General features: G+C 55.2%; 20 protein-coding genes and 2 pseudogenes. 8 read left to right on the forward strand and 14 right to left on the reverse strand.

Annotated elements, in window-relative coordinates; translation table 11 throughout:
* Nucleotides 1–187: 187 nt before the first annotated feature.
* From ACR3FB_RS21000 to ACR3FB_RS21030, 7 genes are all read right to left on the reverse strand, one after another.
* Nucleotides 188–1003 (reverse strand): PaaX family transcriptional regulator C-terminal domain-containing protein, encoded by an 816-nt coding sequence (locus tag ACR3FB_RS21000; protein ID WP_480565078.1) that lies wholly within the window; start codon nt 1001–1003, stop codon nt 188–190.
* Nucleotides 1004–1052: 49 nt separating this feature from the next.
* On the reverse strand, nt 1053–3083 hold the full coding sequence (gene paaZ / locus ACR3FB_RS21005) for a phenylacetic acid degradation bifunctional protein PaaZ (RefSeq protein ID WP_480565081.1): 2031 nt from the start codon (nt 3081–3083) through the stop codon (nt 1053–1055).
* Between the two features lie 119 nt (nt 3084–3202).
* Complete coding sequence (locus ACR3FB_RS21010) at nt 3203–4390, reverse strand: cytochrome P450 (protein ID WP_480565083.1); 1188 nt, start codon at nt 4388–4390, stop codon at nt 3203–3205.
* Nucleotides 4390–5742 carry a TRAP transporter large permease gene (locus tag ACR3FB_RS21015; RefSeq protein ID WP_480565086.1) on the reverse strand — a complete coding sequence of 451 codons (1353 nt, stop codon included), beginning with the start codon at nt 5740–5742 and terminating at the stop codon, nt 4390–4392. Before ACR3FB_RS21015 ends, ACR3FB_RS21010 begins: the two co-directional genes overlap by 1 nt.
* Nucleotides 5739–6245: a TRAP transporter small permease gene (locus ACR3FB_RS21020; RefSeq protein WP_480565089.1), complete on the reverse strand. Its 507-nt coding sequence runs from the start codon at nt 6243–6245 to the stop codon at nt 5739–5741. The genes ACR3FB_RS21015 and ACR3FB_RS21020 overlap by 4 nt, the downstream gene beginning before the upstream one ends.
* Nucleotides 6246–6302: 57 nt before the next feature.
* A complete protein-coding gene (locus ACR3FB_RS21025; RefSeq protein WP_480565092.1) occupies nt 6303–7322 on the reverse strand; it encodes a TRAP transporter substrate-binding protein in 1020 nt (339 codons plus the stop codon).
* Nucleotides 7323–7392: 70 nt separating this feature from the next.
* Complete coding sequence (locus ACR3FB_RS21030; RefSeq protein WP_480565095.1) at nt 7393–9426, reverse strand: FAD-dependent oxidoreductase; 2034 nt, start codon at nt 9424–9426, stop codon at nt 7393–7395.
* Nucleotides 9427–9529: 103 nt separating this feature from the next.
* Here ACR3FB_RS21030 and paaG point away from each other — a divergent pair, with 103 nt between their 5' ends.
* The 5 genes and pseudogenes from paaG to ACR3FB_RS21055 form a co-directional block, all read left to right on the forward strand.
* Nucleotides 9530–10315, forward strand: a complete 786-nt coding sequence (paaG, locus tag ACR3FB_RS21035) for a 2-(1,2-epoxy-1,2-dihydrophenyl)acetyl-CoA isomerase PaaG (RefSeq protein WP_480565098.1) — start codon at nt 9530–9532, stop codon at nt 10313–10315.
* Nucleotides 10316–10317: 2 nt separating this feature from the next.
* Entirely contained in the window at nt 10318–10743 is a 426-nt protein-coding gene (gene paaI, locus ACR3FB_RS21040; protein ID WP_425084725.1) for a hydroxyphenylacetyl-CoA thioesterase PaaI, read from the forward strand.
* A 23-nt stretch (nt 10744–10766) separates the two neighbouring features.
* On the forward strand, nt 10767–12077 hold the full coding sequence (gene paaK / locus ACR3FB_RS21045) for a phenylacetate--CoA ligase PaaK (protein WP_170375277.1): 1311 nt from the start codon (nt 10767–10769) through the stop codon (nt 12075–12077).
* Nucleotides 12078–12080: 3 nt separating this feature from the next.
* Nucleotides 12081–12677: a TetR/AcrR family transcriptional regulator gene (locus ACR3FB_RS21050; RefSeq protein WP_425084724.1), complete on the forward strand. Its 597-nt coding sequence runs from the start codon at nt 12081–12083 to the stop codon at nt 12675–12677.
* A 148-nt stretch (nt 12678–12825) separates the two neighbouring features.
* Nucleotides 12826–12978: pseudogene (locus tag ACR3FB_RS21055) on the forward strand (IS6 family transposase); the annotation flags it as partial.
* Between the two features lie 128 nt (nt 12979–13106).
* On the opposite strand, the gene ACR3FB_RS21060 reads toward ACR3FB_RS21055, so the two are convergent.
* The 6 genes from ACR3FB_RS21060 to ACR3FB_RS21085 form a co-directional block, all read right to left on the reverse strand.
* Nucleotides 13107–14906, reverse strand: coding sequence for an NAD(P)-binding domain-containing protein (locus tag ACR3FB_RS21060; protein WP_480565102.1), 1800 nt, complete (start codon nt 14904–14906; stop codon nt 13107–13109).
* Between the two features lie 148 nt (nt 14907–15054).
* Nucleotides 15055–16794 (reverse strand): sigma-54-dependent Fis family transcriptional regulator, encoded by a 1740-nt coding sequence (locus ACR3FB_RS21065; RefSeq protein WP_480565105.1) that lies wholly within the window; start codon nt 16792–16794, stop codon nt 15055–15057.
* A gap of 373 nt (nt 16795–17167) precedes the next feature.
* Complete coding sequence (locus tag ACR3FB_RS21070) at nt 17168–18343, reverse strand: HlyD family secretion protein (protein WP_480565108.1); 1176 nt, start codon at nt 18341–18343, stop codon at nt 17168–17170.
* Nucleotides 18344–18367: 24 nt separating this feature from the next.
* The gene (locus ACR3FB_RS21075) at nt 18368–19348 is read right to left on the reverse strand and encodes a CobW family GTP-binding protein (protein WP_480565111.1); all 981 of its coding nucleotides are present in this window, start codon (nt 19346–19348) and stop codon (nt 18368–18370) included.
* 4 nt (nt 19349–19352) lie between these two features.
* Complete coding sequence (gntH, locus tag ACR3FB_RS21080; protein WP_480565114.1) at nt 19353–20825, reverse strand: guanitoxin biosynthesis MBL fold metallo-hydrolase GntH; 1473 nt, start codon at nt 20823–20825, stop codon at nt 19353–19355.
* A gap of 10 nt (nt 20826–20835) precedes the next feature.
* Complete coding sequence (locus ACR3FB_RS21085; RefSeq protein ID WP_170471682.1) at nt 20836–21090, reverse strand: hypothetical protein; 255 nt, start codon at nt 21088–21090, stop codon at nt 20836–20838.
* A 78-nt stretch (nt 21091–21168) separates the two neighbouring features.
* Here ACR3FB_RS21085 and ACR3FB_RS21090 point away from each other — a divergent pair, with 78 nt between their 5' ends.
* Together ACR3FB_RS21090 and ACR3FB_RS21095 are read left to right on the forward strand one after the other, a co-directional pair.
* Nucleotides 21169–22503, forward strand: a complete 1335-nt coding sequence (locus ACR3FB_RS21090) for a hypothetical protein (RefSeq protein WP_480565117.1) — start codon at nt 21169–21171, stop codon at nt 22501–22503.
* Nucleotides 22504–22581: 78 nt separating this feature from the next.
* Nucleotides 22582–22794, forward strand: a pseudogene (locus tag ACR3FB_RS21095) (DDE-type integrase/transposase/recombinase); the annotation flags it as partial.
* 110 nt (nt 22795–22904) lie between these two features.
* Here ACR3FB_RS21095 and ACR3FB_RS21100 read toward each other — a convergent pair.
* Nucleotides 22905–23588, reverse strand: a complete 684-nt coding sequence (locus ACR3FB_RS21100; RefSeq protein WP_480565120.1) for an IS6 family transposase — start codon at nt 23586–23588, stop codon at nt 22905–22907.
* A gap of 586 nt (nt 23589–24174) precedes the next feature.
* Between ACR3FB_RS21100 and ACR3FB_RS21105 the strand changes: the two genes are divergently transcribed.
* Complete coding sequence (locus ACR3FB_RS21105; protein ID WP_425084716.1) at nt 24175–24300, forward strand: hypothetical protein; 126 nt, start codon at nt 24175–24177, stop codon at nt 24298–24300.
* Nucleotides 24301–24462 lie beyond the last annotated feature (162 nt).

Below are 24462 nucleotides of genomic sequence, written 5' to 3' on the forward strand. Positions count from 1 at the left end.
CTCCCGGGCGTTCACACTCAATTATAGACCGTATGGTCGGTTTATATTTCCGTCATCGATTCGAGGCAAGCATTATGTTACCGAATTTTTATTTTCTGCACATTATCGTAACATAAAAAGAAATCAGTTTTCTGTTAAAGCAAGCCATCATCCTTTGAGATATCAGGAGGGCCTTTGTCCCAAAAACCTAAGTGCTCAAATCTGCTTCCAAATTTTTGAGTTGCGGTCGGGGCAGCCTGTCCAAAATCCTAGAGACCGCCTCGCGGCAAGCGGGCTCCTTCCAGTCACTTGGTAGAAAATCCGAGGGCAAAGCTGGGTGTCGCAAGATGATGCGGCGCCAATTGTGCACAAGAAGAACACGCAGCGCTGCCGTTTTCATCGGATCATCCACACCGGTCGTCGGCAGCAGATCGTCGATCACCTGGATTGATGTCCAAAACGCGTCATACGCGATTCTCAGCGGCTCTGGTCCGCATAGCTCTGTTAACCAATCTGGTACTGAAATCGCGGTGGTCTCAAAACCTAGCAGGTCTTCCAGATCGCGCGGCATGGTTCCCGCTGCCATCGCTGTGGAAGGGTTTAATGAGATATATTCCCCGGTCAGCAACAGATCGGCCAACTCCTTTCGGGATGTTTCCGAACTGCTCGACATCAGCACGTGCCAGACGTCTGGTTTGGCCGTTTCGCGGGCGTAAATGCGTGGCGCAGCGGCTGCGCTTTGAGTACGGCCATAGTCCGTAAGCTGATGGACGCTTGCGCGTCCAACGCGCGTACTTTCGATCCAGCCTTCTTTGCGCAATCGATGCAACGCCACTCGGGTCGCTTCGGCCTTGATTCCCACAAGGCTCGTCAGCGCAGTGATCAATGATCCGCTTATCTGATCGGATTTGTTTTGCGCCAGATCGCCAAAGATCGTGACAAGCACAGACCAAACCCGCAGAGACCCTTCGGAGGTCAAATGACGAACGCAATGGTCGAACCAGTCTGTGGAAGCGTCTTTCATGGTCGCAGTATAGGCGGGCCGGATCGAATTACCATCCGGCCCGGTTTCGTCAGTAGGCCACCATTGTCAGCAGTTCGTATTCGGCAACAAGGTCGTCATCCTGTTGAGTCATCGTGACATGCCAGCGAACCTCGCCATACTGATCGTTTCGTTTGGTCTTTGATTTGACGGTCAGGCGCACTTTGATGCTGTCGCCCGCCACAACCGGTTTCATGAAACGCAACCCATCCAAGCCTGTGTTGGCCAGGACCGGGCCTTCGTTCGGTTCGACAAACAACCCGGCGGCGAAGGACAACAGCAGGTACCCGTGCGCGACGCGGCCCGGGAAGAACGGATTTCGTTCCGCGGCGGCCTCATCCATGTGCGCATAGAAGGTGTCGCCGGTGAATTCCGCAAAGTGCTCGATATCTTCGAGCGTGACGGTGCGCGGCGCCGTGTGAATTGTCTCACCGATTGCCAGATCGTGGTAGCGCCGCGTGAAAGGATGCGCCGGGCCTTCGATCTCGGTTGCGCCCGAGACCCATTTCGAGCCAATCGCCGTCAACAGGTCAGGCGAGCCCTGAATGGCTGTACGCTGCATGTAGTGTTTCACGCCCCGCACGCCGCCCATTTCCTCACCGCCACCCGCGCGACCGGGGCCGCCGTGGACCATATGCGGCAAGGGTGAACCGTGGCCCGTAGCCTCTTTCATCGAGTCTCGGTTGTTGAAATAGAGACGCCCGTGATACGCCCCGGCACCCATGGCGAATTTGCGCGCCACGTCCGGGTCGTGGGTAATGATCGACGCGACCAGAGACCCCTGCCCCCGGTTCGCCAGCTCAATCGCGTGGTCAGTATCGCGATACCCCATGATGGTGCTGACCGGACCGAAGGCTTCGGTGTCATGGACACGCTGTGCCGCATCCGGGTTGGCGCAATGGAACAGCATTGGCGGCAGGAAAGCCCCTTTTTGGGCATCTGCGCCGTCAACGGCAAAGTCATCCGGGTTGCCGAACACACGTTCGGCCTCTTGGCAAATGATCGCAGCCTTTTCCAGTACATCCAGTTTTTGATCATTCGATACCAGCGCGCCCATGCGCGTTGTCTCAAGCCTAGGGTCGCCGATAACCGTTTTTGCCAGCCGCGCGGAAAGTGCCTCGATCACCGCCTGCACATGCGGCTCGGGTGCGATGATCCGGCGGATCGCGGTACATTTCTGACCCGCTTTTGTGGTCATCTCGCGCTGAACTTCCTTGATGAACAGGTCAAATTCCGGTGTCCCCGGTTGGGCGTCAGTGCCCAGTACCGAACAGTTCAGACTGTCCTGTTCCGCCACGAAACGGACGGAGTTTTGCAGAATGACGGGGTTAGACCGTAGTTTCAGCGCAGTATCGGCCGAGCCGGTAAAACTGACCACGTCTTGCATGGTCAGGCGATCCAAAATGTCACCCAGACCACCCGACACAAGCTGGAGCGCCCCGGCAGGCAAAATGCCAGACTCCAGCATTAACCGCACGCACAATTCGGTTACGTAGCAGGAATTCGTCGCCGGTTTGACGATAGCTGGAACACCGGCCAGCAAGGTCGGAGCCAGCTTCTCCAACATGCCCCAAACCGGAAAGTTGAACGCGTTGATATGAACCGCCACACCCTGCAGCGGGGTGCAGATGTGCTGACCGACAAAGGTCCCATTCCGCGACAGCTGTTCGACGTCACCATCCAAGTAAACGTGACCATCGGGCATTTCGCGGCGGCCTTTCGAGGCGAACACGAACATCGTGCCGATCCCGCCGTCGATGTCGATCAGATGGTCTGACTGGGTCGCGCCCGTGTTGAATGAAAGGTCATACAGGGCCTGCTTGTGCTGCCCCAAATGTACCGAAAGTGCCTTTAGCATCTTAGCGCGTTCATGAAAGGTCATCTGCCGCAGTGCTGGCCCGCCAACATTGCGTGCATGATCCAGCATGCCCTGCACATCCAAGCCAGTGTTGCCAGCGGTCGCGATCACCTCACCTGTTACGGCGCTGGCAATGTTGCGGGCCCCTTCGCCCGGCGCGACCCACTCACCGGCCGCGAAACTTGAAATCTGTTGGATCGTCATGTGCCTCTCCTCAGTCCTGAAATAATCTACGCGGCCCTAAGCGCGCGGTTATGGTAGCTATAATATTTACCGTACGGTCGGTCAATAAAAAGGCCGATTCATTTTCTTGTTCGGTCACGTCAAACCTTTGCAGGAAGCTGGGCGAACCCGCGAAAGCGAATTCGCCCACCACGCTTTGCGCCCTCTGTGACCTGATAGTTGGGAAAGCGGTTTAATAACCGACTGACCGCAATCTTGCCCTCCATCCGGGCCAGAGTCAGACCGACGCAGGTGTGCGGGCCACCGGCAAAGGCGTGGTGCTTGTTCGGGCGGCGGTCCAGCAGCATGTCGTCGGGCCGGTCAAACTGCCTCGGGTCGCGGTTGGCAGCACCGATACACAGGTGAACATCCGTGCCTGCCGGGATGGTATAACCATGGAGTGTCACATCGTCGGTAGTCAGGCGATTGCCAAACTGGTTTGGGCTTTCCAGGCGTAAAAATTCGTCCACTGCTGTGGAAATCAGATCGGGATTGTTCAGCAATTCCGGGCGTTTATCCCGGTGCCGATCAAGCAGGTCCAGAGCGTTGCCGATCAGATTTGTCGTGGTCTCGTGCCCGGCATTCAGGATGAAAATACAGTTCTGATACAGTTCGACGTCGGTCAGGCCTCCATCCGCATCGTCTTGCATCAGCCGTGTCAGAACATCCGTTTCCGGATTGCCCGGGTTGGCTTTTCGATCTTCGATAATATGGCGCAGAAAGTCTTTGAACTCGGAGACGGCGCGATTGCCCCACTCTTCCTGCTCAGGCGTCAATTGTGGTTCCAAAGCCCCAAGAATAGCCAGAGACCAGTCCCGAAGTGGTTCGCGTTCGGACCTGGGAATGCCCAACAGGTTGCCGATCACTTCGATGGGGATCGCCCCGGCAAAATCCTCGATCAACTCGACTGTGCCTTTGGCTTGCATCTGATCCAGCAAACTGTCGACGAGTTGGATCAATCCCGGCTCCATCTGCGCCAAGGCACGCGGGTTCATCGCTCCGACCATCACCTTGCGGACGCGGGTGTGCAGGGGCGGATCGTTGAACACCAGACTTGTGGTGTGGTGTTCGTATAGGGGGCTGTCGACCCCGTATTTGGGCCCAAACACCGCCTTTTTGTCCGAGATAAACCTCGTCGTATCCCGATAGACTAGATCCAGATCCTCGTATCGCGACAGGATCACCGAGCCGTCGGACTGGGGGCAAACCGGCATATCCTCGCGCAGCGCGGCATAGGCTGGATAAGGGTCCTCGTGAAACCCGTCGGGAAGCGCCGTCAGGGAAAACATCAGTGACCCATCGCCCCCATATGTTCGGGCAGCACCAGTACCAGCCAGGGCACCAGAACGATCAGGGCCAGACGGAAAATGTCGGCGACCCAAAATGGAGTAACACCCCTGAAAATCGTTGCGGTCGAAACGTCCCCGACCACCCCTTTCAGGATGAATACGTTCAGACCAACCGGCGGGGTGATCAGGCTGATCTCGGTCACGACAACAACCACGATTCCAAACCAGATCGGATCATAGCCCAGCGACGTCACCAGCGGGAAAAAGATCGGCACAGTTAGCAAGAGCATCGACAGGGATTCAAACACGCAGCCCAAGATGATGTAGATGCCCAGGATCATCAGGATCACCACGAACGGTTCCACGTCATAAGCCGTGACCAAACCAATCAGCGCCTCGGGCAGGCCAGCGAGGTTGATGAAGTTCGAAAAGATTTGAGCCCCGATCAGGACCGAGAACAGGGCGGCAGCGGTGTAAGTTGTTTCTTTCAACACCTCGAAGGTCGAACTCAGAGTCAACCCACCGCGGGACAAGGCGATCAGAAACGCCCCCATGGCGCCCATGCCGGCGGCTTCGGTCGGGCTGAAGGTCAGGTTCAGTGGGTGGAAATCAAACGCGCCGTAAAGCCCGCCAATGACAAGAAAGAACAACAGCAACACCGCCCAAACCGACCGTAACGCTGTCAGTTTTTCGCCCCAGCCGTGTTTTTCTCCTGCGGGTCCGGATTCGGGTTTGCGCCAGACGGTCCAGCGGACTGCAAACAGATACAGAAGGATGCCAAGCACGCCGGGAATGATACCGGCCACAAACAGTTTGCCGATGGATGTCTCGGTCAACAGGCCATAGATAACAAGAATCACCGAAGGTGGGATCAGAATACCCAGCGTACCGCCAGCCGCAATCGAGGCGGTCGACAGCTCGTCCGAATAGCGATAGCGGCGCATTTCCGGCATGGCGACCTTGGACATCGTTGCCGCCGTTGCCAGGGACGAACCACAGATGGCCGAGAACCCACCACAGGCCGCAACCGTAGCCATTGCAATCCCGCCTTTGAAATGGCCAAGAAACGCGTTTGATACGGCGTAAAGTTCGCGCGCCAGCCCACCTTTGTTCACGAACAAACCCATCAGGATGAACAGCGGAATAACCGAAAGGCCGTAGTCCTGAGCCGTATCGGTGATCTGACGACCCACCATCGACATTGCTGCTTTCAAGCCGCGTTCGGACAGAATGCTGCCTCCGCGTTCATACGCAAAACCCAGCGTTCCGACGAGACCCATTGCAAAGACAATCGGCAGGCGCAGAAGCACGAGAACAAGAACAAGGCCAAAGCCGATCAGTGCGGCAGTCATTGAGGGTGCTCCGACAAAGTATGGGGGGCGAAGATGTGCAGAAGGCCGGTCGTGATCATCGCGACGGCGGTGATCGCTGTGGACGCGGCAATGAACCAGCCGACGTAGAAAACGGGGATGGACAGGTACTCGGTCACGTCACCGTAGTCCCGCGCCCGTTCGGCAAGGATCCAGACCCGCTGTATCGGCCAGAAGAGCATGATGCCCGAGACCAGATAGACAATCGCATCCCGGGCGCGGCTTAGGCGCAGTCGCGCAAACAACCCGTCTGTCAGGTCGACTGCAATCTGACCCTTTCCAGCCGAAATCATCGGCAGCACCGAGAATACAAGGATCGCCATCAGAATACGCGTCAACTCGGTCGCCGCTTCGATCGGCGCGTTAAACATGGACCGAAGAATGACGTCGCAAAACGTCATAACCATGAGGATAAACAGCGCCACACAGGCCATCACTGTCGGAAAAACACTGATGCGGCGCGCGAAGGATACCAGAGATTGCATGAGGAATTCCCGCCCGGTCGAAACGGCTGGCGGTGCGAGACCGCCAACCAGCTCGCGTTATTGCGCGGCCATTTCACTGACGATCATGTCATACGCGGCCTGAGCATCGACCCCGGCGCCGTTGACTTCGTCAATGACCTTGGCGCGGACATCGACAGCAATAGCGTTAAACTTTTCCAGGTCTTCCACAGATGCGGTGTTGATCGCATTGCCGTCTGTGCCTTCGGTGGCTTCGCGCCCGATGGCATCAATTTCGTCCCAGATTTTACCGATTTCACGGCTCAGCGGCTCGCCAAAGACTTGCTGTTCCAGCGCTTGCTGCAGCTCGGCAGGCAGATCGGCAAATGTGTCTTCGTTCATGATGAAGGCGAAAGAACCGCGATACAGGCCGCCCGGAACTTCGTAAACGTTCTGAGCCACTTCGGTCAGCTTGAAGCCCTTGCGGGATTCAAATGGCATCACGACGCCATCGGCTGCTTTCGAAGCCAGCGTTTCGTACACTTTCGGAGCAGGCACCTGGATACCGGTTGCGCCCAGCGCTGTACCGACATCGCCACCAACACCTCCGGGGATGCGAACCTTGAGGCCTGACACCTCGTCCAGCGTGGTAACAGGGCTGCTGGAATGCAATTGGGCTGGTCCGTGCGTATGCAGCGCGATCACCTTGACGCCGCGATGTTCGTCGGCCGCCTTCAGGTGCTTGTCATAGGCGCGCCAATAGGCCACCGATGCGGCTTCGGCCGAGCCTTCATATCCGGGCAGTTCGATCATCTTGGTGGTGACAAAACGGCCGGGCTGGTAGCCGTGGAAAATGATCGAGGCATCCGCCGCCCCATCCATGATCAGGTCCATCTGAGCCGGCGGTGGTGCGATGCCAAGTTTCAGTTCGGCGGTGACTTGGCCATCGGTGGCTTCTTCAACCATTTCGACGAATTTCGGCCACATCTTGGCGTTGATGCCATGGGTCGGCGGCGCCCAGCTGGAAATAGTCAGCGTATAGTCTGCCGCCATCGCAACGGTACCCGAAATGGCAAGTGCCGCCGAAGCCAGCAAGGTGCTCAAGTTGCTGAGTTTCATGTTCTATCTCCTCCCTGTGAAACATGCATTCTGAATGCGTTAATGGTTGCTTTTGTAACCATCAACACTTTTAAAGCGCTATAGTTTGGGCCGCGATGACCCAAGACGCCGGACTTTCCTTAGCCACAGTCAGCATAACCGACTGGGACACGTTACTGCCGATTTCCTTGCGATAGTTCATTGGCCCCCCTCGCCAACGCGGGAAACCATAGCCGTGGATCTGAACCATATCGACGGCTTCTGCGTTTTCGGCGATCCCTTCTTGGATGATCAAAGCGCCCTCATTCGCCATGACCGCCAGAAGGCGAGACGATATATCCTCGGCCGTAAAGGTCCGGCGGGTAATGCCCTGCGCTGTGGAATACCCTTCGATCAAAGCTTCAACCTCGGGGTCGCGGATCGGTTTGCGATTTCCTTCTTCGTACAGGTACCAGCCTTTGCCGGATCGCCGCCCAAACCGCTCCATCTCACATAGCTGGTCGGCAATGGTGACATAGCGTTCGTTCGGGTCGCGCGTGGCAGCGTTGCGTTTTCGGTTTGCCCAGGCGATTTGCAACCCGGTAAGATCCTGCAGCTCGTAGGGCCCCATCGGCATCCCGAAATCCCGCATCGCCAGATCAATTTCATGGGGTAGTGCCCCGTCTGCCAGCAGATAATCTGCTGCGCGCCGATAAGCGGCCAACATGCGGTTGCCAATGAACCCGTCGCAAACGCCTGACAGCACCGAGACCTTGCGCAGTTTCTTGCCCAGAGCAAACCCTGTGGCCACCACCTCTGGGGCGGTTCGGGGGGTGTGCACGATCTCAAGCAGTTTCATGACATGGGCCGGGCTGAAGAAATGTAGCCCGATGCACCGTGTCTGGTTTTCGATGCCCGAGAAGATTTCAGCAGGGTCCAGATAAGATGTATTGGTGGCAAGAATTGCGTTGGCGTCCATGTTCTTGGCCAATTTAGCAAAGACCTGCTGTTTGACCGATAGGTCCTCGAACACGGCTTCTATCGCCAATTCCGCGTCGGCTGCTTCGGCATAGCTGTCAACGGCGCGAAATCGGGACAGGCAAGTCAGGCATTGCGTCTCAGTCATCTTTCCGCGTTTGACCGCACCCTTCAACAGGCCTTCAACCCGATCATGGGCTGCCAATGCGGCCTCGGAGTCGCGCTCGATCAACGTTACAGACAGGCCAGCCGTCAGAGCGGCCGTTGCGATCCCGGCGCCCATCAAGCCGCCACCCACAACAGCAATACGGCTGATATCACGCAGTTGGGCATCCTTGATCAGAGAGGGCTTTGATACGCTGCGTTCCGCAAAGAACGCATGACGCAGCGCGCGGCTTTCCGCAGTTTGGCGAAGCACCAGATGGCGCGTCCGCTCCATCGGCTGTGCTTCGGAAAACGGCTTCTGGGACCAGGTTAACGCGGTCAGGTTCTCCAACGGCGACTGCTGCCCCTTGGCACGCTTTTTCAGCGATGCCCGAGAGGTCTCGATCAGATCCGGCGCAAAATCAGCGAGAATACGTTGGCTGACAGGCACAGGACGGTCGGGCAGATCGGCCACAAAACTCTCGACCGCCGCTTCAAGATCGTCGGCCACCAAATCGACGGCCCCAAGCTGCTGCATCTCCTCGGCCTTCCGCACTTTGCCTGTGCAGGCCAGATCGATTGCCGCTTCCATCCCCACAAGGCGTGGCAGACGTTGCGTGCCGCCGGCGCCGGGGATCAATCCAACATTGACCTCTGGCAGACCAAATCCCGTTTCGGGCGCTGCAATCCGCCATGCGCAGGCCATCGCAATTTCGAGTCCCCCACCCAGAACATTCCCGTGCATACAGGCGACGAAAGGGACATCGCTGTCTTCGATCATTTGGACGACATCGGGCAAATGCGGCTCGACCGGCGGCTTGTCGAATTCGGACATGTCCCCGCCCGCGACGAAAGTCCGGCCAGCGCATCGCAACACGGCCACCCGCGCGCCTTTGACCGCATCCACAGCATCTGCAAGCCCCTGCCGGACCGCTTGCGAGGTCGCATTGACCGGCGGGTTGTCAATGGTGACCCAGGCGACATCGCCTTTGAGTTCAACATTCACAAGTGAGGTCTGAGACATGGGTGTGCCCTTCAAGCGCTCTGGATTCGAGTCTTGTTTATATATTGACCAACCGTTCGGTTAATGCAATGATAAAAATGAAACGACATCTGGCAGAGCAGTCATGAGCGATACGATTCTTGTAGAAGATCACGGGACCTGGGTTGAGATTACACTGAATCGTCCCGACAAACTGAACTCATTCAATGATGAGATGCATTACGCGCTGCAAGACGCGCTGAAATCCGCCCGAGACAACGGCGCGCGCGCCGTCCTTTTGACCGGTGCAGGTCGCGGATTTTGCGCCGGACAGGATCTTGGTGACCGCGATCCATCGAAAATGGACGGCCCGCCTGATCTGAGCAAAACCGTGCGGACCTTTTATGCGCCTTTAGTGCGATTGATCCGGTCGCTGAACTTCCCGGTTATTTGTGCTGTGAACGGTGTTGCTGCCGGAGCCGGGGCAAATCTGGCACTGGCCTGTGACATGGTTTTGGCCGGTGAAAGCGCCAAGTTCATTCAGAGTTTTGCCAAGGTCGGTCTGATCCCTGATACTGGCGGCAGTTGGCACCTGCCCCGCCTATTGGGAGAGGCCAGAGCAAAAGGACTGGCGCTTACGGCACAACCTTTACCAGCAAAACAAGCTGAAGACTGGGGCCTGATCTGGAAAGCCCTGCCCGATGATCAGTTGATGACCGAAAGTCGCGCATTGGCAAACCAATTTGCCAACGGTCCGACCGTTGGGCTGGGTAAGACAAAGCAGTGCATTCAGACCGCGGCGACCACCACTCTTTCTGATCATCTTGAAATTGAAGCGGACGCTATGAAGATCTGCGGGGAAAGTGCGGACTATGCCGAAGGCGTGTCCAGCTTCCTCGAAAAACGCGCGCCAAGTTTTCAGGGCAAATGACGATGACCCCGCAAGAACGCGCCGCTAAATCTGCCGCTGCTATGTGGGCCAATGATGAGGCCAGCAAATGGTTCGGCATGGAACTCGTTAACGTCGACGAAGGCCGCGCTATTCTGGCACTGACCGTCGCAACTCATCACTGCAACGGCCATGGCATATGCCACGGCGGCGTCACCCATGCCCTGGCAGACAGCGCCTTTGCCTTTGCCTGCAACAGTCGCAACGTCGCGACCGTCGGCCAGCATACAATGATGAGCTATCTCGCACCTGGCCGCCTGGGAGACCGCCTGACCGCAACCGCGACAGAAACCGCTGTCGCAGGTCGTAGCGGCGTCTATGACGTACGCATCACAAATCAAGATGGCATGACTGTCGCCGAATTCCGGGGCATGTCCCGCGCGGTTGGTGGTCAGAATTTTGTCGAATAGAAATACGCTGGAGGAGCAACGCAATGGACGCCCTGTCCCCCAACAAAGCTGAATTGGACCCGATCGAAATCGCATCGATCGACGAAATCCGTGCGACACAGCTTGAACGCCTCAAATGGTCGGTCCGACATGCCTACGAAAACGTGGCGATGTACAAACAGCGCTTTGATGAGGCGGGTGTCCATCCGGATGATTTGCAACAGCTTTCGGATATTTCGAAGTTCCCGTTCACGTATAAAAACGATCTGCGCGACAACTACCCTTTCGGCCTTTTCGCGGTCCCACGCAGTGAGATTATTCGACTGCACGCGTCTTCCGGGACAACCGGCAAACCAACTGTGGTTGGCTATACCAAAGCTGATATCGACAACTGGGCAGATTTGGGTGCGCGGTCGTTGCGGGCGGCAGGTTTGCGTAAGGGCGATTTGGTCCACAACGCCTATGGCTACGGCCTTTTCACCGGCGGCCTGGGCGCCCACTACGGGATCGAACGTTTGGGTGCAACCGTTGTCCCCATGAGCGGCGGGCAGACCGAGAAACAGGTCGGCTTGATAAATGATTTTCAGCCCGACGGGATCATGGTGACGCCGTCATACATGCTCAACATCCTTGAACAGTTCCACAAATCCGGGCTCGACCCCAGAAAAAGCTCTCTCAAGGTCGGCATTTTCGGAGCAGAGCCTTGGACAGATGCAATGCGAACGGAGGTTGAATCTGCATTCGACATGCACGCGGTCGATATCTACGGCCTGTCTGAAATCATGGGCCCCGGCGTCGCGAGCGAGTGCGTCGAAACAAAAGATGGTCCCGTGATCTGGGAGGATCACTTCCTACCAGAGATCATTGACCCGGCCACAGGCGAAGTACTGCCCGACGGCGAAACCGGCGAGTTGGTGTTCACCACTTTGACCAAAGAAGGTTTGCCAATGATCCGCTACCGCACGCGCGATCTAACCTGCCTGTTGCCCGGAACCGCGCGTTCGATGCGCCGGATGGCAAAGATTACCGGCCGCAGTGACGACATGATGATCCTAAGGGGCGTGAATGTTTTCCCCAGCCAGATCGAAGAACAGGTCATGGCGACAGGCGGTCTGGCCCCCTACTATCAGATCGAACTTTACAAATCCGGCCGAATGGACGCGATGCGGGTGTTTGTCGAAGCATCAGCAGACTCGACCGACGAGATGTCAAAGACTGCCGCAGCCCGAATGCTTACTAAGCGTATTAAGGACGTTGTTGGCGTTTCAACGGAAATTGTTGTAGGTGATCCGGGCGACGTCGAACGCTCTCAGGGCAAGGCGAAGCGCGTCATCGACAACCGCGATAAGGAATAAGCCGTGGCCAGGACAATCGCCAAAGACCACGACCAGAAGCGGGAACAGATACTCAAAAGAGCTGCGAAAATCTTTGCGGACCAGGGGTTCGACCGCGCCTCAATGACCCTGTTGGCAAAAGAGTGCGGGATCTCCAAGGCGAACATATACCATTATTACGACAGTAAGGATGCCATCTTGTATGACATCCTTGAGACCTATCTTCGGGATTTACGTGACCGCATTTGCAACGTTGATTTCGAAGGGCTTGAGCCTGAAGAGAAACTTCGAAAGGCTGTCCGCGAAATCTTGTTCGCCTATCAAGGTGCTGATGACGAGCACCGGGTTCAGATCAGCGGTATGAACGCCCTCGCCGACGACCAGCAAAAGAAACTGCGTGAGTACCAGCGTGATATGGTCAACTTCATTAACAATATCCTAAAGGAGTTGTCTCCAGAGACGTTGGGTGATGACAAGACCAAGCTGCGCGGCGCTACAATGTCAGTCTTCGGCATGCTGAACTGGTATTACATGTGGAATACAGGAGCCGGAACCAAGGCACGTGAAGACTACGCTGATCTGGTCAGCACACTGACAGTCCACGGCATTCGAAAGCTTTAGGCGAGAAGCACACTTCTTTCAATTGACGGCTTTTCATTGGCTTCGATGGAAGGATCTGTTGCAAACTTTTGCCGATTGACCTTCACGGAGTTGGCACCTGATTCGCAAATAACATTATTCAGCTGGAAGTCTTCTCACGTTCTCCTTCATGGGTACGTATTATCCGAAGGACGTTTTCCTGTTCGCCGTGTTTTTCTATGTCAGATACGGCGTTTCATATCGGGATCTGGAAGAGATCATGGCAGAGCGCGGCGTGTCGGTCGATCAAACGACGCTGAACGGTTGGGTAGCACGGGCAGCGATGTGGCCGTCGAACTAGCCATTCGCTACAAGCGCAAAGTTGGGTTACATTCGGAGACCGACAGAACGGATAAAGCAGACTTTCAATCGGGTAAATTGAAAGTCCACTTCTTGGTTGTGGCGCACGCATTAACTGAGGTGATGCACATCTTGAAGGCCGTAGACCGGCGTCGGGATACCCTCCATCCGGGCCTTTATTTGCAGCGACAGGAACTGTGAATAATGCCGGGACTGATGCAGGTTTCCACCATGCATCCAGAGGTTTGGAACCTGTGTCGGCTTCCACATATTGCGTTGCTCGCCTTCCCAAGGCCCCGGGTCCTTGGTTGTGTCAGAGCCCAGACCCCAGCATTTCCCAAGCCGATCCGCCATTTCCTGACCCATCAGGTCCGCCACCCAGCCGTTCATCGAATTATACCCCGTCGCATAGACCACCAGATCGGCATCCAGATGCGTGCCGTCATCAAGGATAACTCCGGTTTCATCAAGCGCGGTGACCTGACCCCGTTTCAGCTTGATCTCGCCATCAATGATCAACTGGCTGGCCCCTATATCGATGTAGTAGCCCGATCCGCGACGCAGGTATTTCATAAACAGCCCGCTGTCATCATCGCCCCAATCCAGCCAGAACCCGGCCTTTTCCAACCCGTCATAGAACGCTTTGTCCTGTTCTTTCATCGCGGCATAGGCTGGAATCTGGAATTCATGAAGAATGCGATAGGGCAGCGAAGCAAAGATCAGATCGGCCTTTTCGGTCGTCATGCCAGACTGCACCGCACGTTCAGAATAGAGATCGCCCAGTCCGATTTCCATGAGGGTGTCAGAGCGGACAATATGGGTTGAGGACCGCTGCACCATGGTCACATCGGCATCGTTTTCCCAGAGCGCGGCGCAGATGTCGTGGGCCGAGTTGTTGGACCCCACCACAACGACCTTTTTACCGGCCCATTTGTCAGGACCTTCATGTTCCGACGAATGCACCTGTTCGCCTTTGAAAACATCCATACCCGGAAAATCGGGCATGCGTTTCTTGCCGGACATCCCCGTCGCCATGATCAGTTGTTTGGGCCGCAGTACAACCTCTTCACCGTCCCGGTCGACAGTGATGATCCATTCGCCCTTGTCTTCATCGAACGTGGCGGATTTGGCCGTCGTGCGCGTCCAATAGTTCAGCTCCATCACCTTGGTGTACATCTCAAGCCAGTCACCGATCTTGTCCTTGGGCGAGAACACGGGCCAGTTTTCCGGGAACTTGATGTAAGGAAGATGATCGTACCAGACCGGATCATGCAGGCAGAGGGATTTGTAGCGATTGCGCCAACTGTCGCCCGGCCGGTCATTCCGTTCGACAATGATCGTCTGTACACTCAGCTGACGCAGCCGCGCGCCCATGGCGATCCCACCCTGACCGCCGCCGATGATAACGCAGTAGGGCTGCGTTTCGTAACCCAGATTAGCCTCCTCTTGCGCCCGTTCTTCTGCCCATGTGGTCCTGTGTTTCCCCGCACCATGCTTGGCCCCAAGTGGACGGTTGAACCCTTTGGGCTCTTCATGACCTTTCAGCTCGACCATAGTGGTCAGCAACGTCCAAATCTTGCCATCCTTGAGGCGGATCAACCCGTAGCCGCGTGCCACTTCGGTTTCGAACTCGATCCATGCGGTGGTTATTCCGCCGTCTTCAGTTGGAACTTCACCTTCGGCTATTTTCCAACCACTCGGCTTGGTTGTGGCCAACTGATGCGCGAGCATATCTGCTAACTGCGCCTTGCCCTCGACCGTTTTAATATTCCAGGTAAAGCTTACCAGATCGCGCCAATAGCAATCGTCCTGGAACATATCGCAGGCGGCATCGATATCGCCTTGGGACAAAGCCGCACCGAAGTCATCCAGAAACCCCTGAACCTGATCCGAGAGTGTTGTGTCGAGCATGTCATCCTCCCTATCTCCACGGAGCAGAAGGCTGGCAAATCCGCGACCCTTCGGGCAAGCGGATTTGATGCCTCAGCACTTAGTTCAGTCCAAAAACGCCATTGCTTGTTGCGCGCGCAACAAGGGCGCAACACGGGTACATATGCGTTTAAGCGGGCGGTCTAAGCCCGGCTTTTCGCATACGGCGCAGGATCGTCGATCGGTTCACACCAAGGCGCCTTGCCAGTTGGGACATGTTCCAATCACAAGCACGCAGAAGTGCTTCCAGATCATCTGAGTCCTGCTTTTGCGTAGGGGCTAGTGCCGGGGCGGGCAAATCCGTTAAGTCGATGATGTTATCCTGACACAGGGCGACAGAACTTTGCAGCAGATGTTCCAGTTCACGAATATTGCCGCGCCACAACCGTGACTTCAGGTCGGCGCGGGCAGCGGTCGACAGGCGAATGTCATGGCTGGCAAATCGTCGAAGCAGACGATCAAGCAACCAATCCAGATCCGCACGGTGGCGCAAAGGCGGCAGAGACAATGTGGCCCCCACAATCCGGTGCAGCAGATCTTCGCGCAGACCGCCCTGTAATCCCGCCGGGGGCTGCCGGCATGAGGCGATGATCCTCAGATCAGCCCGCCGCTCAAGCACTGCCAAAAGAGAGGCCTGCGCAGGCTCGCTCAGGTCTTCAACGCCGCGCAGAAACAGTGTGCTGGGTTCGATACCATGGCAGAAATTGAATGTTGGCGTGTCGCAACAGATCACGGTGTGGAAATCCTGTGTCGCAGGATCAGCCATATGGATCGCGCGCGCCAGCTTGGTCTTGCCCGTCCCGCTTTCACCGGTCAGCAAAAGCGGCAGATTGGTCGGCGCAAGACGCGCAGCTTTGTTCAAAAGTTGCTGAAGGCCCGCATCCGGCCCTGCAAAGCTCCCAAGGGCACCAGGCAGAACCTTTTCCCGTTTGCGCAGAGCTGCCGTCATCTGCGGCGTCTGTGGAGCAACGGCATGACCATAGAGCGCGCGCCCATCCTTGAGGTGTAGAACGCGGTCTTCGGACGGTCTGCCGCGCATGAACTCGGGCATGTCATCAACACTGATTTCAAGCCACTCCTGCAATTGCGACCCGATCAGGTGACCCGAACCGTCCGGGTCCAGCGCACGTCGGGCCCCCGAGGTCATACCGATGATCTTGCCGCCTCCGTCCACTGCAACCGCCGCTTCGGGATCGACCTCAAGAAATTCAGGGCTGGCTGAAAAGCGCAGGACCCAATCACGCCGCGTCGATGCCATCAGGTTTGCCATCTCGACGCGACGGGCGGAGTTCGTCACCAATGTCATGGCCAGATTTTGCGACGCCTTTGGTGAGGGTCCACGCAACAATGACACATCCAGAACAGCCGCAAGAGCTCCTTTGGTGTCAAAAATAGGCGCTGCCGTGCAAGACAGCGGCGTATGCGTGATAGAAAAATGATCACTCTGATGGATCGTCACCGGCTGACCCGTAACGATACACGACCCCACTCCGTTCGTTCCTGCCAACTCTTCCGTCCACTTGAAACCTAGATGAAGACCCGCAGTTTTGAGCTCGTCCTCGAAGTTCCGGTCGCCAAAGAAATCGACGCAGACGCCATCTGCATCCGCAAGCAGCAGGACGTAGTTCTGCCCTGCCACCTGCGCAAACAGCGATTGCAGCCCCGAACGCGCGGTTGCGATCAGACGTTCGGATTGTTCCAGGTGTTCTCGGAATTTGGTGTCAGGGAGGATGTGCGCGGGTTCCTGTCGTGAGGGATCCATACCGTAGGTTTCAACACATCGCTGCCAGCTATCCGCGACAAGTCGGTCCCGCCCCGTATCGAACCCGCTTAAGACACGGTCAATCTCTTTTGAGTGCTGGCGATCCAACAGCTTCCCGTCCTACGAATCCTTCTTAAAAATAGCATGAGGCTGGCTTCGCGCCTATGTTCAAGTTTCGTCGGGCAAACGATTGGCGCTTAGCCTCGTCAAGCTGACCTTCGTTGAACGGACCGCATTGGTCGAAATAGGCTCCGTCCGGACCCCCGACACGGCGCAGCATTTCAAACGTGCAGATAACGACAAAGCGGGATAAATTGTCAACGGATGCTGAGCAATAAATGGTCTTACTAAGGCTAAAGCAGACTTTCAAAAGTGAGCTCAGCAAGTCCAGAGGTGCGAACGGCTCAGTTAGTGAAGCTCAAAGCAAAAGTATGATTTTGCAGGTAGCGACATAGGTCGTTCCTTGCGCAATTCAGTTAAATCAAAGGTAATTCAGTTTCTTGGTGACCCAGAATAAAATTTCTGCCAACACCGAAATTGCGCCTGCTTCCTCGGTGATAACCAAGCCTGTACCTGATGCACCCAATTTGGTCACCTTTGCACTCAGATCACCCGGGATTTCTGCAACAACAATGAAGTCCGCCGCGCCAATCAACTCACGCAGTGAAGGAAGCCCACTTCTGGCATCCAACGCCCCTTCGCTGGTAGCGGGTGGTATGTCCGAAATCGTGGTAACAAACTCCGCTCCAGGCATACTGCGCAGGGCAACACGAATAGTATCGCCAATGGATATGTTTTGCAGACTACTCAAAGGAAGTGTCGCAACCAGAACCCTGTCGCCCGGTACAACAAAATTGATTGCGCCTTGTAGAGTCGATACCCGGTTCCCAGGGCGCAGGGTCAAGCCTGTGACCATGCCATCTGCAGGTGCGCGTACAACTGTTTGCTCCAATGCCCACTGCGCTTGGATCAACAAATTCTCTACCTCGGCAACGCCAACATCGACCCCATCCACTTGGGCGGCAATACGCCTTTCAAGACCCGCCTTCCGCGCGTTTGCGGCGCGCAAGCCCGCCTCAAGTTGCTCTATCGTTGAAACGGCTTCCTGAAGCTGGAACTCAGTGGACGCTCCCCGTTCGGTGAGACGGATAATGTCATCGCGACGCGCCACGCCAAAATCCAGTTGCGCGGACAGTGAGGCAATGTCAGCCTCAGCCGCCTCAAGGTCGTGACCCAGCTGATCTGCCTCAGATTGGGCGGAGGCCAACGACGCTTCAAGTCGAGCGACCTCAGCGGCGAATTCCGTATCATCTATCCGGAAAAGAACATCCCCCTTTGATACCAACTCATTGGGCTCTGCTGCGACTTCTGTCACTGGTCCAGCAACATTTGGGGCAATGCTGATCACTGCACCTTGGACCGAAACCGTCCCGCTTGGTGTCGTGTGGTTCAGCGCGCCGATAACCACCAATGCAATCACGACACCACCGCCATAGATGAAAGTCTTTGAAACCGCGTTCCACGGCAGCAGGCGAAGTTTTGAAAACACCAGCCATGCCAGGCCAAAATACAGCGCCAGAACGATTAGCATACCAAATACTCCACTGGATTCATTGGACCAGAAACCGAAGCATCTGAGCTCACTAAAGACGCACAAGACCAGGTTCGGCCGATTTGGCCACTATACAGTCTCAAGTAGCGTATCTGAAAGAGTGTGCTCTGAAAGGGCTCCTGGTGCACCAATCGCGACAAGCCTGGTTTCGGGTTTACGCTCACCCCACACTTCATCTCGCGCGATGTCCATGCGTTTGCCGACGACCTGGACAAGAATGCGATGATCCGGATCTTCCTCACTGAAGACAAAACCCTTGAGGCGATAGACATCACCGGGAAGCGTCCGAATAGCGCTTCGGAGAGAAGAGAGGCTTATCGGGCGTTCCGCTTTCATCATGGTTGTCGAAAAGCTGTCTGAATGAGTAGCGTGGTGACAGCCGCAGCCGGGGCCATGTTCATGATGGTCAGGTACTTCTGTTTCTAGTTGTTCTGAGGCAAAGCGGCCGACTGAAAGAAGTATGTCCAGAGGGACGTTTGCATTGACAGCTTCGACCAAACGATAGCGACGGAAGCGAGAGCCAAGCCAATCGTGCACCTTCTGAACTGTAGCCCTGTCAACAAGATCAACCTTGTTCAAAATAACCATGTCCGAGAACGCAATTTGACGGAGCTTCAGTTCCATTTGTTCCGGCGCGGCAAATAGTTGTTCCGCATCGACAAGACACATAAGGCTGTCCAAGCGGATCATGTCCCGAAACTTTTGATCTGTGAATGTCATCGCGATTGACGATGGATCCGACACTCCACTTGCTTCGAGGACGATGTATTCCGGTTTTTCAGGCCGGGCGAGAACTGCTTCTACCGTTTCGATCAAGTCATCTCGGATCGAGCAGCACACGCAGCCATTCGCTAAACTCATCACATCGTCTTCGAGGCCCACCACCAAGTCGGCATCGACGTTTATGGATCCAAAGTCATTCACAAGAACCGCAACCCGCAGACCGTGGTTGCCGGTCAGGATGCGGTTCAAAAGCGTTGTCTTACCGGCTCCTAGAAAGCCGGTAAGGATCGTTACGGGGATCGCGGAAGTCGAACCGAATTCAATCATGTCGTTACTCCGCCTTCTTTTTTCGGTTCGGGATGACGTCATCAACTTTGATGACGAAATCACTGGGCCATTCTGGATCAGGAGCTCGGAATACCTCAGCTGGGTAGTATTCTTTGGGATCGATCTCCATGTCGCGATACTTTTGGTCCTGCTGTTCAGCACGTGATGACCGCGGTGCTGGCGGCTTGATTTCATCCGGCAGCGTGATCTTGCCCTCTGCTTCCATCTTGCCCAATTCGCGGAAGGGGGCGACAGATCCAGACTTTCCGGGAAGAGTCGCCTTCCGATACCAGATTGCATCCTTTGTGACGTTGACGACGGCGACATCCAAGCCCCAGGCGAACAACCCATCATAGTGCGCTCGGATTCCCGCCAACATCTCAGCATCGATATCCTCGTCTTGCGTATAGTGGGTTACCATTGCAAGCCGTGGGCGCGCCTCAGCCATCATCTTACCGACCGCATAGTGCGATGTATGATGCGTATCGATTGTGTAGTTGAACAGCTCTTGCGGCAAACCGTATTTGTAGGTCATCAACTGACCGATATCCTGTCCGGACATTTCGGTCACAAACACATCGACGCCTTTTCCGTATTCAAGGCTCAGTTCATCAGGGCGGCCATCGCCGGTCCAAACAAAGCTCAGGCCATTCCAATCCAGCCGATACCCCACAGCTCCGTCCTTGGCATGGCTACGCGGCCAGGACCGAACAGTCACGCCATCTTGGTCATAAACGATGCCACCTTCTTGGCGGAAATCGAATTCGTTGACTTCAATCTCATAGCCGTCCCCAATCGGGAATACATCAAAGGCCTCCAGATGCCATTTGAGCATTTGCTGCATGCCTTTAACCATTCCGGCCGTGCCAAGCTCGGGTGTTCGACCTGATGGACCGTGAATGCGAAGCGGTGTGTATCCACCAGACCAAGCCCGAAACGGGTAGATGTATGGGATGTCGGCATAATGATCGACATGCAGGTGCGTTATGAAGATGTCGTTGATCAACTGACCCGGAACCTGCATCCCGATAATGTTGCGGACACAACCTGATCCGAAGTCGAAGAAGAACCTCTTTCCGTTACCCAACTCGACCATAATACAGGTGCCAGCCTGATCTTCTCTCGGAGGAAATGGGGTGGAACCGCAGAATGAAATCCGCATTTCGTCGGGGCCGAGCTCTTCGGACAGCGGGAAGTAGTTCGCGTTCGAACCAGTCATGTATTTTGTGGGGCGGAAATACTCCGGCAGCGTGATACCGCCCGCAGGTCTGCCGCCGTAAGGGTTCTTTAGGCTTTCGCCTAGTGGTCCATCTCCGGGGTGCGCCTGTGCAGCTCCAGTACCGTAGCTAACGGCACCGGTTGCGACCGCGCCTGCTGCCAGCCCCTGCATAACGTGTCGCCGGGAAGGGTTTTCGATGTCGTCAGATTGCTGGTTTGGTTCGTTTTTCAGATCTTTGCCGTTGTCTTCTTTTGTCATGGTCATGCCCTCAATTGGAAATGTTGCGAGGATCGCGCTTCACCATCCGGCGAAGTTCGTTCACGAGTTCAGATTTTATGTGGGCCCATTCCGCGCGCTCTGAGGCTGTGATCGATACATCATCCAGCAGCTCGGAAGCTTTCTTCAGGTCTTCGACGACCTCTTTGAGCAACGCATCCGTTTCGATACGCCCTGACAGCGCATCGGACAGCTCTGGAATCTCTTCTGTCAGGTCCACCGCCACTGGATAAATCCCGGCTCCCACTATCTATTCTCACATCGAGATGAGTGTGGTTGACCGTGCAGGCCAAGTGAGTCACCGTGAGTTGGGGGTGAGTTTGCCTTGAACAAAGCTAGTGAATTGCCGATAGATCAACATGTTGAGCAGCCGTCGCCGGATCTTGTCCGGGAAGCGCTCGAGCGGGTTTTATCGAGCGACGAGTTTCAAGCTTCACCCCGTCTTCAACAGTTTCTTACATACGTAGTCGAGGAAGCTATCGCGGGCCGCGGTCCCCAGATCCGAGGCAAAGCTATTGCTGTAGAGGTCTATGGGCGACGCATTGATGGCAGTGGCGGCCAAAACCTCGTTCGCGTCGAAGCAAGGCGACTACGTCGGCTATTGCGCGAGTTTTACGAAGATCAATGGGACGGCGACGGTGTTCGCATTTTTGTTGATCCTGGCGGATACAAGCCGCGGTTTTCATACGAGCCTACAATTGAAGGTGGCGTATCAAATGCATGGAACGGCGATGAGCCTGGCGGGCGTCGGCGTTCGCTGCGGCTGCTTCCACTTGGATTGGGGGTCCTCGCAGTAGTCGTTGTGCTTGGCATCTGGACGAGCCAAAAAAACACAGAAGTACCGCCAACGGCTCAATCCAATGAACAAGCTGAACGTGCAGCACTTGGTGAGCAATCTTTGACAAGACTTCAGGCGGCCAACCTTGCAGATCAAGCCCGAGGCGTGTTTTTTCCCGTTTTTGACGTCAAGCGCCAGCAAATCGCACTGGGAATGTTCCAGCATGCAGCCGAGCTCGACCCAGCACTCTCCGATGGCTATGCGGGATCGGCACAGGTTTTGGCGACTCTGGCCATGCTTTCCCCGGATGAATCGCAAAGAGAAGATCTCTTAGGTCAAGCTTCGGAACTATCTGAAAAGGCCCTTGAATTGTCCCCTGCTGATGCGTGGGCAAATGGCGCAAATGGTTGGGTGTTGGCTGTCTATAACCAGCCAAACGAGGCTTTAAAATACGCCCGAATGTCCGTCGAATTGGGGTCAAAGGACGGCCATATTCTCGATCTTGTTGGTATCACTGCCATAGTTGCCAATGCCCCGGAACTTGCTGCCGAAGTCAGCAACCCGGAGAGACCCAGATCAGGATCCGGTAGGTTCGGTGCGAGAAACATCTGGGGCGTGTCGCAACTCATGCTCGGGAATTACGAGAGTGTTGTCGAAGCCTTTCAGGGGGCGCCAGCTGCCGGAGCGCCAGTCAGTGCTCCTTCGCTCTTATTCCAAGCCGTCGCGCAAGATCAGTTGGGAAACACGGAAGACGCACAACGGCTCGTTGTTCAAATGCGCAAAACGTGGCCCGATTTTCCGTCTGAGTTTCTCGCTGACAGGATATTCAACAACGACAACGCTACGCGGAATTTGATACTGGAAACACTTGGCAAGTTTTGACAAACGGCCGATTGAAACGACAATGATGTGCGTCTAGACGCGAGAAATTTAACTAATTGTGGAGGCTGAATAGCCTAAACCCAAACAGTCAGGTCCAAGTATCTGAATAACCTGATCGAACAGGATCAACGGTTTATCAAGCGTCGCGTACGTCACATGTGTGGGTTCAAATCGTTCAGATCAGCATCAGCCGCTTTGGACGGCGTCGAAGTCGCTTATATGAGCCGGAAGCAGCAATTCTCAAGCGATATGACTTCCGGCTTTCAGCTATTCGCCGAGATCGCAGGATAAGCGTATCCAGTAAGTCGCTGAGTTTGGCCGTCCCAAATGTCTGAGAAATATCCAAAGGGCTTTGTCGCAAACTTCTCTGAAGAATGAAGGTGGTTTAGGAATTTCTGTGTTTAGGCGACTAACTTGGCGAACTGCTTGAATGGGTAGATTCCGACTCCGAACTCGTCCTTTCGGATCATCTGCGCAACTTCAATTCCGTCAAGCGTTGCGGAGGCGGACGCAAACGATTTGAACCCGAGCCTAGGGCGGATTCGACGTTTGATGGATCGGTGGTCCGGTTCCTCGATATTGTTGAGGAATTTTCGCCTGACCATCTCAATCGGAACTGGACAACCAAAGCCCTTCAGAATCTTCTTGATGGTTTTGATAGCAGCCGTGTTGGCTCCGCTTTTGTCGATCACTATCCTTCTCTGGAGCCCATTCAGCTCGAGTGCACGAGCTAAGAATTTTGTCGCTGCAGCTTTATTCCGGCGCTCGGACAGCATGAAATCAAGGGTCTTTCCGTGTTTGTCGACCGCGCGATACAGGTAAACCCATTTACCTTTGACTCGCACATAAGTTTCGTACATTCGCCAAGATCGATCGAAGAAGCGCTTCTGATGACGCGCCTGGTCGGCGACCAGTGGTGCATACTTCACGATCCAACGGTTCAAGGTCGCATGCTCGACCGAAACGCCTCGCTCAGCCAGGATTTTTTCCAGATCCCGGTGCCACACCGAATACCGAAGATGGAAGAAGAACTCGTGCAAGATCACGTCTTTTGGAAAATGCGCTCCCTTGAGCGAAATTTTCACGGCCTGCCCCGATCTGTCTTGGGCAAGCGTCTATCAAAACTTCAATAGACTCAACAGGTACATTCGGAGTATGCGACAAAACCCATCCAAAGAACCTACTTGGCTCAGCCAGAAACTTTGCAACAGAACCTCCGAATGTTCGAAATTAGGATGGCATCCACTCTTATGATACTTTTTTGTTTTTTTTGCATATTACAACGGAGACCCAGATTCTGCCAGTGTTTTGAGGCTTTACTGCAAAGTTCTGGTTTTTGACGGGCTTGGGTTTAGTGTGTGGTGGGCTTTCAGTCCCAACTGGTCGAAAGCCAACTCGTGTTCTCCTTCGAAGGCACGCAACATCCCGAGGATGTGAACCTATTTACTTTTTTTGTGTTCTATTCGGCGTGCCGTACCATGGTTTAAAAGAAATCACGTCCTAGCCTGGCGTTGGGGTGAATCACACGACGCTGAAGCGTTGGGTGACAAAAAATACACTAGTGAAATCGCCAACGCCGCGCGCAGGTTCAATGGATCGAGTTGCCGTTCCTTGCGGATAGACGAAACTTAAACAAGCGTGAAAGGTGCGCGGGTCATTCTATACAGAGCTATGGACAAACACGGCAATACGCTGAGCTTCATGTTTTCAGAGCGTCGGAACAAGCCTTCCGCTCTAGAATTCTTCGCTCAATTGTTTGAACGCAGTGATCTTGCGCGACAGTTTGTGTCGATATGAGCGGAGCGAACACAGCAGGTATCAAAGCAAAAGAAAACTTGCTGATTGGCTTAGGCGGCCCAATCCCAAACAAGAGGGTCACGGGGAAACATCTGAGCGAGGTCGAGGGAAAGAACCATCGCTCCAACAAAAGACACACTCGACAGAAATTGTGGTTGGAGA

The organism is Ruegeria sp. AO1 (genome assembly GCF_056535985.1).

Excerpts from the sequence above, each read along its gene's own strand:
- ACR3FB_RS21025 (WP_480565092.1), bottom strand. The coding sequence starts at position 7,322 with ATGAAACTCAGCAACTTGAGCACCTTGCTGGCTTCGGCGGCACTTGCC.
- ACR3FB_RS21020 (WP_480565089.1), bottom strand. The coding sequence starts at position 6,245 with ATGCAATCTCTGGTATCCTTCGCGCGCCGCATCAGTGTTTTTCCGACA.
- paaK (WP_170375277.1), top strand. The coding sequence starts at position 10,767 with ATGGACGCCCTGTCCCCCAACAAAGCTGAATTGGACCCGATCGAAATC.
- paaZ (WP_480565081.1), bottom strand. The coding sequence starts at position 3,083 with ATGACGATCCAACAGATTTCAAGTTTCGCGGCCGGTGAGTGGGTCGCG.
- gntH (WP_480565114.1), bottom strand. The coding sequence starts at position 20,825 with ATGACAAAAGAAGACAACGGCAAAGATCTGAAAAACGAACCAAACCAG.
- paaG (WP_480565098.1), top strand. The coding sequence starts at position 9,530 with ATGAGCGATACGATTCTTGTAGAAGATCACGGGACCTGGGTTGAGATT.
- paaI (WP_425084725.1), top strand. The coding sequence starts at position 10,318 with ATGACCCCGCAAGAACGCGCCGCTAAATCTGCCGCTGCTATGTGGGCC.
- ACR3FB_RS21015 (WP_480565086.1), bottom strand. The coding sequence starts at position 5,742 with ATGACTGCCGCACTGATCGGCTTTGGCCTTGTTCTTGTTCTCGTGCTT.
- ACR3FB_RS21105 (WP_425084716.1), top strand. The coding sequence starts at position 24,175 with ATGGACAAACACGGCAATACGCTGAGCTTCATGTTTTCAGAGCGTCGG.
- ACR3FB_RS21000 (WP_480565078.1), bottom strand. The coding sequence starts at position 1,003 with ATGAAAGACGCTTCCACAGACTGGTTCGACCATTGCGTTCGTCATTTG.
- ACR3FB_RS21030 (WP_480565095.1), bottom strand. The coding sequence starts at position 9,426 with ATGTCTCAGACCTCACTTGTGAATGTTGAACTCAAAGGCGATGTCGCC.
- ACR3FB_RS21075 (WP_480565111.1), bottom strand. The coding sequence starts at position 19,348 with ATGATTGAATTCGGTTCGACTTCCGCGATCCCCGTAACGATCCTTACC.
- ACR3FB_RS21060 (WP_480565102.1), bottom strand. The coding sequence starts at position 14,906 with ATGCTCGACACAACACTCTCGGATCAGGTTCAGGGGTTTCTGGATGAC.
- ACR3FB_RS21010 (WP_480565083.1), bottom strand. The coding sequence starts at position 4,390 with ATGTTTTCCCTGACGGCGCTTCCCGACGGGTTTCACGAGGACCCTTAT.